Here is a 12,504-nt window from a genome sequence, read left to right as displayed (position 1 = left end):
TAAGGTACTAAGTTTCTAAGATGCTAAGAGATTTGGTTTGTGAAATTTATTTTGTAATATTTTAGTACTTCAATATTGAAGTACTAAAAGAAACCTCAGAATCTTAGAGTCTTAGCGTCTCAAAAAATAATAATAATTTTAAGGTTTAAAAAAAAGGACAAAGGAATCTACAAAGTATAATCTTAGAACCTTAGCTCCTCAGAACCTTAGCAACTTAAAGAAAAATGACAAAACTACAAGTAAGAGCTTTTTTATACCAATTAGGATGTTTCGCGATTCTATTTATTTTAGGGAGATTTTTAGTAGCTTCTTATACCGGATTAACGGGATTTTGGATTCCAATGACCGCTTTTATTGTCGCTACATTGATTTCACCTAAATTTCAGTCCGTAAAGACTAAAGATGGAGAAAAGCTTTTTATGAAATGGATTTTTATAAAAGGAATTAGAGAAATTGGATAATTAATGGATTGTATATGAGGATAATTGGACTTATCGGCGGAATTAGCTGGGTTTCTACAGCAGATTATTACAAACTTATAAATGAGGGAATTAATAAGGAGCTGGGAGGGCTTAATTTCTCAGAGTGTCTGATTTATTCTTTCAATTATGCCGATATTAAAAAGAATAACGATGCCAATGATTGGGATGCAACTTTTAATTTGCTTCTAAAAGGGTGTCTGTTTCTTAAGCAGGGCGGGGCAGAAGCTATTGTTTTGTGTGCGAATACCATGCATTTGATTGCTGACCGACTTGAGAAGGCAATTGATTTGCCCATTATTCACATTGCGACTGAAACTGCATTGGCGATTCAGAAGAAAGAGGTGAAAAAAGTAGGTTTGATGGGAACGAAGTTTACCATGGAACTTGATTTTTTTAAAGATAAATTAGCCGAAAAAGGAATTGAGACTATCATTCCTAAAAATGATGCCGACCGCGATTTTATGCACGCCACAATCTTTGAAGAATTAGGAAGAGGTTTGGTGACGGAGGCAACTAAAAAACGGTATTTAGAAATTGCCGATCAATTGATAAAAGAAGGCGCTGAGGGTATTATTTTAGGCTGTACCGAAATTCCTTTAGTGATAAAGCCAGAAGACGTTGCTGTTCCTGTTTTTGATACAACTTTAATTCATTCTATGGCAGCTGTTCAGTTTCAATTGTCATAAAAAGTTAGAAAAAATCCCAATTATTAAAAAAGAAAAACTCCAAATAGTATTATATATTATTTGGAGTTTTTCTTTTTTAGTACTTTTTGTCTTTTAATCCTGTAGTGCCAGTTTGGTCGAAGTCGAAGGTGTTTGTCTGAGTAGAGTTGAAGGAGCCAGTCTTGGAAGAGTCGAGGCTGTCGGTCTGAGCAGAGTTGAAGGCGCCAGTCTTAGCAGAGTCGAAGCTGTCGGTCTGAGCGGAGTCGAAAATGTCTGTCTAGCGGAGTCGAAGCTGTCTGTCTGAGCGGAGTCGAAGACAGGTTTTAGGTATAAAAAACAAATTCCAAACAGGTACCTATTGCACGGTTTGGAATTTGGAATTCTTTAAATTTGGAATTTATTATTTTCTAATAGTTTCCTTTTTTATGGTTTCAGGAATGATTGTCTTTTTCTTGTAAAGCGGAATGAAATAAGAAACGGTATAGTTAAAACCAATCCCGAAGCTGCCATCATACGTCCTGTTGAAACCCGGAATATAAAGATTATCAAATCCCGAAGGTTTTTGGTTGGCCGCTAAAAGTTTCAGCTGAGCGCCAAAACCAACAAATACATTATTGAAAACTTTTGCTTTTATTCCCAGTGCAACCTCAATCCATCCGGCTGTAAGACCATTGTATTTCTGACCTGAAACAATTGCAGGCTGCTCGCCCCAGTACGGATTTGGGTTGTAAATTTTATAGGTATTCAATTGCTGGCTAAAAGTACTGAAACCACCTCGAAGTCCAATGGTGATTAAATTTTCCATATCCAGCCAGTTTTGGTACAAATTGTAATCAAAACCTCCTTTGATGTAAGTTCCGGTAGTGGTAGTGTTTAATCGGTCATCGTCAGTAGTTTTGTCTTCAAAACCAAGTTCGGCTGCCAGATAGTATTTTTTGGTCAGACGAAAATCACCTGTAACCTCAATACCTTTATAATTCTTGTCGTATAATCCACGGGTTAATTTGTACAAATCTACACCTACACGAAGTCCGTAACGATCCGTTTTGATGCTATCCTGCTTAGTTTCCTTAACAGCAGGTTTAGCCGTCTGGGTTTTCGGTTTTGTTTTTACGATCTCCTTGGGTGCAGCTGTATCCGATGTTTCCTGAGCCTGACCCAGAAATATTGAAAACAGCAGACAAAAACTATAGATATATTTCAATGTGTGTTTCATTTTCAAGTTCGATATTAAACTTTTTTACAAAAATTTGTTTTATCCATAATCCATCACCTCCTGAATCAGTGCGCACAAAAGGACCTATTTCAGGAAGGGTAAAAATGGTTTTGAAACCACAAGCTCTTGATACATAAACATCCTGATGCGTATAATTAAAAGTTATTCTGTCTGTATTTATTGCAGCAGGATTGGTGCTTAAAGAGTTATAAATAAAATCATATGTGGTGGTATTCTGGTCTGTTTTCAAGGGTATCGAGATCGTATTGGAATTGGTTACATATCGTAAAGGATTATCCACGTCTGTTATAGTTTTGTTGAAAACAATTCCTTTAGCTTCCTTCTCTCCAATTACTCTCAGATTTATTACATTTTCTTTTACGGTAGGTTCGGCATCTTTATAAAATGTAATCACTAGCCGTGGGGTAGTAGGCGTGTTGGCATCGCAGATGTCATCTTTTTCACAGCTGGACAGACCAAAGGTGAAAATTAGTAAAAGAGAGATTATTTTTTTCATTTAAATATTTTGTTATCGAAGTTCTAAAAGTACAACATTTTCGACATGGTGTGTTTGCGGAAACATATCGACCGGTCTCACACGGGTTACTTTGTATTTTTCGTCCATTAAAGCCAAATCACGTGCCTGAGTTGCTGAATTACAGCTCACATAAACGACTTTTTTAGGAGCGATCTTCAAAATTTGGTCAACAACCGCAGCATGCATACCGTCTCTTGGCGGATCTGTAATGATCACATCCGGTTTTCCATGCTGAGCGATAAAGGCTTCGTTGAAAACAACTTTCATGTCACCAACAAAAAACTCACAATTGGTAATATTATTGCGCTCTGCATTTGCTTTAGCGTCTAAAATAGCTTCAGGAACACTTTCAACACCAATTACTTTTTTCGCCTTTTTTGAGACAAACTGTGCAATAGTTCCCGTTCCGGTATACAAGTCATAAACCGTTTCGTTTCCTGTAAGCCCTGCGAAATCACGTGTTATTTTATACAACTCGTAGGCCTGATCTGAATTAGTCTGGTAGAAAGATTTAGCGTTGATACTAAATTTCAAACCTTCCATTTCTTCCAGGATATAGTCTCTTCCTTTGTACAGTTTGATATCCTGATCGTAAATAGTATCGTTTTGCTTAGCATTTATCACGTATTGTAACGAGGTAATCTGCGGAAACTTCTCGTAAAGGTGATCTAAAATCAGTTCACGGTTTTTTTGATCATCCTCAAAAAACTGGATCAAAACCATAATTTCACCAGTAGATACCGTACGAATCATTACCGTTCGCAACAAACCGGAATGCTCTCTTGGATTGAAGAAAGCCATGTTGTGTTCGTTGGCTAAAGCTCTGATCTCATTTCTGATAGCATTTGAAGGATCTTCCTGTAAATGACATTTTTGAATGTCCAGAATTTTGTCCCACATTTTTGGGATATGGAATCCTAAAGCATTTCGGTTTCCTAAATCCTCTGTACTCCCAATTTCTTTCTCGGTTAACCAACGGCTGTTAGAAAATGAAAATTCCATTTTGTTTCTGTAGAAAAACTGTTTTTCAGAACCCAAAATGGTTTCAAATTCGGGAAGTTCTACTTTTCCGATACGCTGTAAGTGATTTTTCACTTCATTTTGTTTGTAATACAGCTGTTGGCTGTATTTCATATTTTGCCATTTGCATCCTCCACAAACACCAAAATGATCGCAGATTGGCTCAATACGATGCTCTGATAATTCGTGAAATTTTACGGCTTTACCTTCATAATAGGCTTTTCTTTTCTTAAAGGTTTGTACGTCTACTACATCGCCAGGAACGACATTCGGAATAAAGATTACTTTTCCGTCAGGAGCCTTTGCTACTGATACTCCTTTTGCTCCTGCATCAAGAACCTGAATTTGATGAAAGACAATTTTGTCTGTATTTTTTCTTCCCATAGCGCAAAAATAAGAGTTTGTAAACTTTTATAAATTTAATTTTTAAAATATTTTATCAAATTGCCTAATTTAGTGGTTTAATCAAGTTTAAAAGTTAACTTTGTTTATAACAATCGCCCCGAATACTGCATTTTTTATAACCTATTAGTATTGTTGTCCTTTATGAAGTTGTATCATAATCTGTCTCAAATTGGCTTTTTAAAGAAAAGCTATGCTTTCAAATTTTTGTTTGTTGCTTTTATAGGTATACATATCCCTCTGATAGGAATTTTATTTTTTGTGTTGTATTATAATAATCACAGTGTTTCGGCTACCTCAATTTTGATTTTTTCTTTGGTTATGACATTATTGGCGACATTAGTGACGCTTTTGGTTTTAAATCACTTAATAAAACCCATTTCAATAGCCTCAAAAGCCTTAGACGATTACAGACACAATAGAAGATTGTCTATTTTGCCTACAGAATATAGTGATGAAGCAGGTTTGCTTTTGTGCAACATTCAGGAATCAATCTATGAATCAGAAAGTTTTATCAATGAAAAACAGGATTTGATTTATATGCTTTCACATGATTTGAAAAACTTTGCAGGAAATCCTCAGGGACTGGCGCGATTGATTATAAGTGAAAATCCATCAGAATCAGTTCGACAATTGGCAGAATTGATTTGTGAATCTACCAATCTACAGTTTCGATATATTGAAAACTTCATTAAATTATTGCAAGAACAGGATCGGGTAGTGAAAGGAAATTTAGAGATCAGAATGATAACCTTTCCTAATATTTTGCCTTTTATCAATGAACAGGTTGAACAACGCCTGATCGATAAGAATATTAAATTAAGTCTGAATTTAGAGCTTGTGGAGGCAAAACTGAGAATTGATGAAGGTCTATTGGTTCAGGTTTTAGTGAATTTGATTAGTAATGCGGTTAAATTCTCTTATTTTGACAGTGAGGTTAAAGTGAGAATTTACACCGAAGATTCAAAATTCATTGTAACCGTTACGGATAATGGAATTGGTTTTGATAAAAATCAGATTGACGAGCTCTTTAAAAAATTCACAAAAATGAGCCGATTGGGTACTGCTAATGAATCTTCGACCGGAATTGGTCTGTATCTCTGTAAAAAAATAATTGAGAAGAATAAAGGCAAATTAACCGCAACCAGTGAGGGCAGAAATAAAGGTGCTGAATTTAGAATTGAGTTTGAATTGTAGTTTTTGGTTTATTGTTTATTGTTGAGATTCTATGAGACTGATTGATATTATCTCGAATGTAACGCTACTCCGGAGCTTTTTTGTCACAGGGGAAAATTGTCTATAGTTATTTTGCTCTTTCGGAGCTCAATTCAAAAAAAAAACAATTTTGTTTTATATAATCCGTGTCAATTCGCGTTTTCACTTTAGCGAATTCGTTTTATCCGCGTGAAAATTTGAGACGTTCTTATGCCGAATTTATTATTTATGGTTCTGAATGAATTCTATTTTCGAATAAAAGTATTTCAATTCAGAACCATAAAGTTGTTTTAGTCAAACAAATCAGAAGACAAATAACGATCACCACGATCACAAATCACGGCAACAATAACTCCCGATTCCAGTTGCTCGGCAATTTTTAAGGCAACAGCTACAGATCCTCCGCTGCTCATTCCGGCAAAGACCCCTTCTTCAAGAGCAAGTCTTTTAGTCATCTTTCTGGCTTCTTCTTCGCTTACATCGATAACCGTATCTACTTTCGAGGCGTCAAAAATTTTCGGCAAATATTCCTGCGGCCACTTTCTAATTCCCGGAATTTGAGATCCGTCACTAGGTTGGGCTCCGATGATTTGAATGTTAGCGTTTTTCTCTTTTAAATAGGTCGAAGTTCCAATAATAGTTCCAGTAGTTCCCATTGCCGAAACAAAATGGGTTACCGTTCCTTCCGTATCGTTCCAGATTTCCGGACCTGTGGTTTTGTAATGTGCTTTCCAGTTGTCATCATTTGCAAACTGATTTAGCATCAAATAACCGCCCTGAGCGACCTTTTTATCGGCATAGTCCCTCGAACCAATAATTCCTTCGCTAGCAGGTGTTAAAATGACTGTGGCGCCATAAGCACGCATGGTTTGAGTTCGCTCTTTTGTAGAATCTTCAGGTAAAATCAATTCGATTTCAATTTGAAACAATTGTGCAATCATTGCTAAAGCAATTCCTGTATTTCCGCTGGTAGCTTCAATTAGTTTATCGCCTTTTTTAATATCACCTCTTTCAATAGCCGAAGCAATCATATTGTATGCCGCTCTGTCTTTTACACTTCCTCCGGGATTATTACCTTCAAGCTTCAGTAAAAGTTTTACGTTTTTATTTTTAACCAAATTGACGGTTTCCATTAATGGAGTGTTTCCAATTAGGTTAAGCAATTTCTGTGGACCCATTTTATTTTTTTTCTTTTATTTTAACTTCGGTTGTAGTGGTGTTTAGAACGATTGAATCTTCAGGGATAGATTTGGTGATCCATGCATTTCCGCCTACAATACTGTTTTTCCCAATAATGGTTTCTCCTCCCAAAATAGTAGCATTGGCATAAATGCAAACGTTTGCTTCTACAGTTGGGTGTCTTTTGGCGTTTTTCATTTCTTTACTAACGCTCAGAGCTCCTAAAGTAACACCCTGATAAATTTTTACATGTTTTTTAATTACAGTAGTTTCTCCAATTACAATTCCCGTAGCATGATCGATAAAAAAGGGAGAAGCAATCTCAGCTCCCGCATGAATGTCGGTTCCTGTAATTCGATGTGCGTACTCACTCATCAATCTTGAAAAAAGTAATAGATCCAGGCGATACAATTCGTGACTTAGTCGGTAAATGGCAATCGCGTAAAATCCGGGATATCCCAAATAAACTTCATCAATGCTGTTCGATGCCGGATCATTTTCAAGGATGTATTCGGCATCCTGATTTAGTTTTTCCAGAACTGCGGGTAATTTTTCCAAAAAACGATCCCACATTGCATCACACGAATTTTCAGATTTTTTACAGGCCAGAACAGCAATTTCTTTAAAGCAAATTTCCAGTTCTTGGATGCTTTTGTCTAAAGCTGCATTGGAATCAAAAAGAGTGTAAAAAAGCTTCTCGGTAAAATCTTCTGTTTTGGTTTTGATACCGTAATTTATGCTTGAATGACTTTTTAAAGCTTTTATGTTTTGTATGATAGAATCTTTTGTCAAAATGGTAAAATTGAATGAATACTAAGAAACGCTAAAAGTAAGGTGTTTTTTGTAAATAAAGGCATGAATTCTACAAAGAAATTTTCTTTTGAAAGCGCTATTTGTGATAAATAAAAGAAATGTAAACCGCTGTTTTTTATGTAATTCTTAAGCAGTTAAATGTGTAAATTAGCAGTTAAAAATTGTAAAAATGAAAAACAACTCCACTTTTAAAAGCGCTATTTCTGATATTTCCTTTCCTGAAAGCGATAAAATTTATGGAAAATCGATACACGACCCTATTTTAGGATTGATTATTAAAGATCATCCTTCTTTTAGCGATGAGGATTGTATTGCTGTGAAAGAATTAAATGAATACCGTCAGAGATATATTTCGAACTATTTGTCAACTGAAATTGGAGTGCTTTCGGATCTTGAACAAAGTGTTCTTTCTTCGTTAAAAGAAGATAAGTCGATTGTTAGTATTGCTGAAGATGAGCCGGAAACCAGAAATTTAGGTCAGAGAGTTGCAGATCAGGTGGCGGATTTTGGAGGAAGCTGGACGTTTATCATTTCTTTTCTGATCTTTATTATAGTTTGGATTGGGGCGAATGTTTTTATTTTGGTCAACAAAGGATTTGATCCGTATCCGTTTATTTTACTCAATTTGATTCTGTCCTGTATAGCTGCACTGCAGGCGCCGGTAATCATGATGAGTCAGAATCGTCAGGAGGAGAAGGACAGAAACCGAGCCAAAAAAGATTATATGATCAATCTTAAATCGGAATTAGAGATCAGAATGATTCATGATAAAATCGATCATTTGATCATGCATCAGCAACAGGAGTTGATCGAAATTCAAAAAGTTCAAATCGAAATGATGAACGATATTTTGGATAAGATTAAGAAGTGATTCTTACAAAAACAATGTGTTGAAGAGATTCGAAAAAGTTAAAAAGAGTGTTTTCCGGTGGAAAGAATTTAGGGTTTTCAGAGTAGTTGAATTTTGATTTTTTAATGCAGAGAGGATAGTAGTTTTAGAAAATAGGGGCGACTTCTGAATTGAATTTTATTTTGAATTTACTGAAAATATAGTGCTGAAAAAGTAAGAATGGAATAGGGAGAAAATCTTTTGAATCTCATTACAAAAGAAGCAAGATTTAATACACGACAACAATACTGTTTTTTCAAATTGGGAGATTTCTTTTTTCTAAAATCATACAAGAATTAATACGGACAGTTGGAGAGGGGTAGTGTTGCTATTTTAAAGTTTCCTATTTTTGAACTTTCAATACTTATAAAAAATGAAAGCGTTTAAAATTTTAATAATGATTCTTGCTATTTCGGTTGCGTTATACGAGCAGGTTTCAGCAGAAAAAAACATCTATATTATGGTAATTGCCATCGCGGTTTTCATGTATGGGATGATGCAGTTGAGTGCAAAAACACCTAGTAAAAACCAAGATAAAGAAGAGCAGGATGTTGACTAAAGGAGATAAGGTTTCCGTCTTAGACGAAGCCATAAACGGAACGGTAGTTTCGGTGAAAAACAAAGAGGTTTTGATCGAAACTGAAGATGGATTTACGATGACATTTTTTGTCAACGAATTACTTAAAATTCAGGATTCCAGTAATTTAATGAATTCTATCAAAAGAATTGATTTAGATGAGATTTCAAAAGAAAAAACAGAGCCAAAACCGCGAAGTTTTGTGAAAGAAAAGAAAGATAAACGTGAAATTTCGGCTCCTGAGTTTGATTTGCATATCGAAAAACTGGTTCCTAATAAACGCGGAATGTCTAACTATGATATTTTGACTTTACAGACTGAAACAGCAAAAAGACATATTGAATTTGCGATCAGAAATCGTATTCCTAAAATTGTTTTTATTCATGGTGTTGGTGAAGGAATTCTAAAAGCGGAACTTGATTTTTTATTGGGTCGTTACGACGGAATAGATTTTCAGGATGCTAATTATCAAAAATACGGCTTAGGTGCAACCGAAGTTTATTTTAGACAAAATCAGAAATAAGAGCTTATTTCGTTTGTAAAATATTGGATTTAGGGCATAAAAAAACGTCCGTTTTTCTTTCTGGATTTCTAGTGAAACTGGTTTAGAAAAACGGACGTTTTTTGTAGGAAATTAAACAGGTGTGAACTTGTTTTGAAATTACCTTTTATGGTGTAGTCGATACCTCAAGAATTCCGTAATTGTAAATAGTTGGTAATTTAAAACTACTGTTGGCTCTTGTAAATCTTACGCCTTTAAGAACAATCTTATGGAAATAAGTACTTCCGACAAGTGAAGTAGTAACTTCGATAATTCCACTTACATTTTGTGCACCATTGTCTGCAATCCATATTTCGTTTACAGTAGGTTTAGTAGGTAAGGGCGAAGCACAAAAATAGTCTTGAGTTAGGGAGCCGTCGTTATAAGTACGCAGTAAAACTTTGTTTAATGTAGTACCAATTAAACCTGTTTTAGGCTGGTTGGAGGGGGTAACTACGTTTTCGAGTAGTTTAGGATCGATACTGTCAATTGTTATGGCAGTTGAGGCGCTAAAATTGTACAGTTGTTTTGAGGTTGAACATTGTCTGACAACTCCCAGAAAAGTAGCATTAGGAGAGTTGTAAGTAGTTTTGAAAGTACCAAAAGGGTATTCTGCTTCTACTTGTGGTCCTGCAGGTTTTAAAAAAGTAATGTTCTGAAAAACGAGATTGTGATTATAACCCGTAATTGTAGAACTTCCATCAGGATTATCTGTGATAGCTGCCGTGCTGATATCGACAATTTTTCCGGCAGTAGCCTGCCATTCTTCTGTTACAGCAGGTGTCGTTGGTGGTATTGCACCACAAATATTGTCAATAGCTACCTGGCCATTATAAGCTCTGTATACTACACGTGTTGTGGTATTGTTAATGTCGTAAGTCAATGGTTTGCCAGGTACCGTCGCGTCGTTCGTAAGGGTATTAGGCGGTAATTGAATTAACAGTGATTCCTGTTTTTTAAGTTTGTATATAAGACTGTTGGTTGTAGTATTGCAGGTTGCTGCTGTAATACTAGGATCACTAAAGTCAATTGTATCAACCACTAAATCTCCATCATCGCATCCGTTTAATAAAAGCGCAAAGAAGAGAAGGCTTGCATATTTTTTCATCGTAATTTTATTTGAGGTCAAAAATAGTGAAAAATTTGGCAAATGATATTCAAGATTTGACAATTGATATTTCTTAACTTTGCAGGGATGAAAAAAGTATACCTCGATAACGCCTCTACAACCGCTATGCGCCCTGAAGTGATTCAGGAAATGTTGAAAGTAATGACTGAAGATTTTGGAAATCCCTCTTCTACACACAGTTTCGGAAGGAACGGAAAGACCATTTTAGAGCTTTCCAGAAAAAGTATTGCGAAACATTTAAATTGTGCGGCACAGGAGATTATTTTCACCTCAGGAGGAACTGAGGCTGATAATTGGATTCTTCGTTCGGCGGTAGAAGATCTTAAAGTAGAACGCATTATTACAACCAGAATCGAGCATCATGCTGTATTGTATACGGCATTGGTTTTAGAATCTGAATATAATGTTCAGGTGGATTACGTAAATGTAAATCCCGATGGAAGTATAGACTTAACTCATTTATCCAATTTATTAGCAGAAGACAAAAAGACAATTGTCAGTTTGATGCATGTAAACAACGAAACCGGAGCTATTTTGGATCTGGAAAGAGTTGGTGTAATTTGTAAGCAGTATAATGCTTTGTTTCATTCGGATACTGTTCAGTCTGTTGGAAAAACGGAGATCGATCTGCAAAAAATCCCTGTTGATTTTATCGTAGCAAGTGCGCATAAATTTCACGGTCCAAAAGGAGTTGGGTTTGCATTTGTTCGAAAAAACTCAGGATTACAGCCTTTGATTTTTGGAGGAGAGCAGGAAAAAGGCTTGCGTGCCGGTACAGAAGCCGTGCATCAGATTGCCGGAATGGCGAAAGCATTGTCTCTTTCGTATGAGAATTTAGATGTTGAAAGAAATTATATTTTAGGCTTGAAAGGTTATCTTATTGAGCAATTTGAAGCTCATTTTCCGGGTTTCAGGATCAATGGAAAGAAGGATGATTTTTACAACATCATCAATGTTATTCTGCCTTTCTCAGCAGATAAGACTTCGATGCTTTTGTTTAGTTTAGATATGAAAGGAATAGCGGTTTCCAGAGGCAGTGCCTGTCAGTCGGGGAGTGTGAAACCGTCGCATGTTTTGAAAGAAATGCTCTCAGAAACTGATTTAAAATTACCAAATCTCCGAATTTCATTTAGTCATTTTAATACCAAAGAAGATATTGACTGGCTGATTGAGAGTTTAAAAGGTGTTTAAAGTTTCAGGTTTCAGGTTTCAGGTTTCAAGTTTCAGGTTTCAGGTTTCGTGTAGAACTTGAAACCTGAAACCTGAAACAAAAAAATTATTTACGAATCACTTTTACCTGTGAATCATTGGTGAGCTTTATAATGGTTGATGGTTTTCCGGCAATTCTGTCGTGATACAGATTTACTACATAATCAACGCCTTTTACAATTTCCGGATTGATGTCTTTGAAACCAATAGGAGTAGGCTGTCCCGAAATATTAGCTGAAGTTGAAACCAGTGGTTTTTTCATTCGTTCCAATAATTTAAAACAGAACGGTTCCTTTACCAGACGAACAGCAAGCGAATTGTCGGCAGCTATGATATTTGGAGCGACATTACGGGGCTCATCCAGAATTAAAGTGGTTGGTTTTTCAGATAAATCTAAAATTTGCCAGGCTACTTCAGGGATGTTTTTAAACACATTGTACATCATTTTTTCGCCATTCATCAATACAATCATGCTTTGTGTTTCAGCACGTTGTTTGAGTTTGTATATTTTGGCAACAGCCTCAGGATTTGTTGCGTCACAGCCAATTCCCCATACGGTATCAGTAGGGTAGAGAATGATTCCTCCTTCTTTTATGACTTCGTACGCTTTGATTATTTCTTCGTTCATA

Annotated in this window: 14 protein-coding genes; 7 read left to right on the top strand and 7 right to left on the bottom strand. The window is 35.8% G+C overall.

What is annotated here, in order from left to right:
- Window positions 1-224: 224 nt before the first annotated feature.
- Both BHE19_RS08680 and BHE19_RS08675 read left to right on the top strand, forming a co-directional pair.
- Window positions 225-461 carry a hypothetical protein gene (locus BHE19_RS08680; protein ID WP_017498385.1) on the top strand — a complete coding sequence of 79 codons (237 nt, stop codon included), beginning with the start codon at window positions 225-227 and terminating at the stop codon, window positions 459-461.
- 14 nt (window positions 462-475) lie between these two features.
- Window positions 476-1,168, top strand: a complete 693-nt coding sequence (locus BHE19_RS08675) for an aspartate/glutamate racemase family protein (RefSeq protein ID WP_070906741.1) — start codon at window positions 476-478, stop codon at window positions 1,166-1,168.
- A 379-nt stretch (window positions 1,169-1,547) separates the two neighbouring features.
- Here the strand turns inward: BHE19_RS08675 and BHE19_RS08670 are convergent, their stop codons facing one another.
- Genes BHE19_RS08670 through rlmD form a run of 3 tightly spaced genes read right to left on the bottom strand, consistent with a single transcriptional unit; the run spans window position 1,548 to window position 4,305 of the window.
- Entirely contained in the window at window positions 1,548-2,363 is an 816-nt protein-coding gene (locus BHE19_RS08670; RefSeq protein WP_070906740.1) for a DUF6048 family protein, read from the bottom strand.
- Window positions 2,335-2,880, bottom strand: a complete 546-nt coding sequence (locus BHE19_RS08665) for a DUF6452 family protein (RefSeq protein ID WP_070906739.1) — start codon at window positions 2,878-2,880, stop codon at window positions 2,335-2,337. Before BHE19_RS08665 ends, BHE19_RS08670 begins: the two co-directional genes overlap by 29 nt.
- A 12-nt stretch (window positions 2,881-2,892) precedes the next feature.
- Window positions 2,893-4,305, bottom strand: a complete 1,413-nt coding sequence (gene rlmD / locus BHE19_RS08660; protein WP_070906738.1) for a 23S rRNA (uracil(1939)-C(5))-methyltransferase RlmD — start codon at window positions 4,303-4,305, stop codon at window positions 2,893-2,895.
- Between the two features lie 339 nt (window positions 4,306-4,644).
- Here rlmD and BHE19_RS08655 point away from each other — a divergent pair, with 339 nt between their 5' ends.
- On the top strand, window positions 4,645-5,520 hold the full coding sequence (locus tag BHE19_RS08655; RefSeq protein ID WP_232424389.1) for a sensor histidine kinase: 876 nt from the start codon (window positions 4,645-4,647) through the stop codon (window positions 5,518-5,520).
- Window positions 5,521-5,828: 308 nt separating this feature from the next.
- On the opposite strand, the gene cysM is transcribed toward BHE19_RS08655, so the two are convergent.
- Entirely contained in the window at window positions 5,829-6,716 is an 888-nt protein-coding gene (gene cysM, locus BHE19_RS08650; protein WP_070906737.1) for a cysteine synthase CysM, read from the bottom strand.
- A 1-nt stretch (window position 6,717) separates the two neighbouring features.
- Window positions 6,718-7,509, bottom strand: coding sequence for a serine O-acetyltransferase (locus BHE19_RS08645; protein ID WP_070906736.1), 792 nt, complete (start codon window positions 7,507-7,509; stop codon window positions 6,718-6,720).
- Window positions 7,510-7,699: 190 nt separating this feature from the next.
- Here BHE19_RS08645 and BHE19_RS08640 point away from each other — a divergent pair, with 190 nt between their 5' ends.
- The 3 genes from BHE19_RS08640 to BHE19_RS08630 all read left to right on the top strand — a co-directional run bounded on the left by BHE19_RS08640 (window position 7,700) and on the right by BHE19_RS08630 (window position 9,519).
- On the top strand, window positions 7,700-8,401 hold the full coding sequence (locus BHE19_RS08640; RefSeq protein ID WP_070906735.1) for a DUF1003 domain-containing protein: 702 nt from the start codon (window positions 7,700-7,702) through the stop codon (window positions 8,399-8,401).
- Between the two features lie 391 nt (window positions 8,402-8,792).
- Entirely contained in the window at window positions 8,793-8,978 is a 186-nt protein-coding gene (locus tag BHE19_RS08635; protein ID WP_017498305.1) for a hypothetical protein, read from the top strand.
- The gene (locus BHE19_RS08630; RefSeq protein WP_070906734.1) at window positions 8,968-9,519 is read left to right on the top strand and encodes a Smr/MutS family protein; all 552 of its coding nucleotides are present in this window, start codon (window positions 8,968-8,970) and stop codon (window positions 9,517-9,519) included. Before BHE19_RS08635 ends, BHE19_RS08630 begins: the two co-directional genes overlap by 11 nt.
- A gap of 145 nt (window positions 9,520-9,664) precedes the next feature.
- Here BHE19_RS08630 and BHE19_RS08625 read toward each other — a convergent pair whose 3' ends face one another.
- Complete coding sequence (locus tag BHE19_RS08625; RefSeq protein WP_070906733.1) at window positions 9,665-10,645, bottom strand: hypothetical protein; 981 nt, start codon at window positions 10,643-10,645, stop codon at window positions 9,665-9,667.
- A gap of 87 nt (window positions 10,646-10,732) precedes the next feature.
- Between BHE19_RS08625 and BHE19_RS08620 the strand changes: the two genes are divergently transcribed.
- Entirely contained in the window at window positions 10,733-11,857 is a 1,125-nt protein-coding gene (locus BHE19_RS08620; RefSeq protein WP_070906732.1) for a cysteine desulfurase family protein, read from the top strand.
- Between the two features lie 85 nt (window positions 11,858-11,942).
- Here the strand turns inward: BHE19_RS08620 and BHE19_RS08615 are convergent, their stop codons facing one another.
- Complete coding sequence (locus BHE19_RS08615; protein ID WP_017498309.1) at window positions 11,943-12,503, bottom strand: L-threonylcarbamoyladenylate synthase; 561 nt, start codon at window positions 12,501-12,503, stop codon at window positions 11,943-11,945.
- Window position 12,504 lies beyond the last annotated feature (1 nt).

It is taken from the genome of Flavobacterium tructae, assembly GCF_001853485.1.
In the GTDB taxonomy this organism is placed as follows: Bacteria; Bacteroidota; Bacteroidia; order Flavobacteriales; family Flavobacteriaceae; genus Flavobacterium; species Flavobacterium tructae.
The sequence above is the reverse complement of the archived record's forward strand: the minus strand, read 5'-3'. Positions and strand labels throughout refer to the sequence as shown.

Bases quoted from the DNA above. Each gene is read 5' to 3' on its own strand.
- BHE19_RS08680 (WP_017498385.1), top strand. From the start codon at position 225: ATGACAAAACTACAAGTAAGAGCTTTTTTATACCAATTAGGATGTTTC.
- BHE19_RS08675 (WP_070906741.1), top strand. From the start codon at position 476: ATGAGGATAATTGGACTTATCGGCGGAATTAGCTGGGTTTCTACAGCA.
- BHE19_RS08670 (WP_070906740.1), bottom strand. From the start codon at position 2,363: ATGAAACACACATTGAAATATATCTATAGTTTTTGTCTGCTGTTTTCA.
- BHE19_RS08665 (WP_070906739.1), bottom strand. From the start codon at position 2,880: ATGAAAAAAATAATCTCTCTTTTACTAATTTTCACCTTTGGTCTGTCC.
- rlmD (WP_070906738.1), bottom strand. From the start codon at position 4,305: ATGGGAAGAAAAAATACAGACAAAATTGTCTTTCATCAAATTCAGGTT.
- BHE19_RS08655 (WP_232424389.1), top strand. From the start codon at position 4,645: ATGACATTATTGGCGACATTAGTGACGCTTTTGGTTTTAAATCACTTA.
- cysM (WP_070906737.1), bottom strand. From the start codon at position 6,716: ATGGGTCCACAGAAATTGCTTAACCTAATTGGAAACACTCCATTAATG.
- BHE19_RS08640 (WP_070906735.1), top strand. From the start codon at position 7,700: ATGAAAAACAACTCCACTTTTAAAAGCGCTATTTCTGATATTTCCTTT.
- BHE19_RS08635 (WP_017498305.1), top strand. From the start codon at position 8,793: ATGAAAGCGTTTAAAATTTTAATAATGATTCTTGCTATTTCGGTTGCG.
- BHE19_RS08630 (WP_070906734.1), top strand. From the start codon at position 8,968: ATGTTGACTAAAGGAGATAAGGTTTCCGTCTTAGACGAAGCCATAAAC.
- BHE19_RS08625 (WP_070906733.1), bottom strand. From the start codon at position 10,645: ATGAAAAAATATGCAAGCCTTCTCTTCTTTGCGCTTTTATTAAACGGA.
- BHE19_RS08620 (WP_070906732.1), top strand. From the start codon at position 10,733: ATGAAAAAAGTATACCTCGATAACGCCTCTACAACCGCTATGCGCCCT.
- BHE19_RS08615 (WP_017498309.1), bottom strand. From the start codon at position 12,503: ATGAACGAAGAAATAATCAAAGCGTACGAAGTCATAAAAGAAGGAGGA.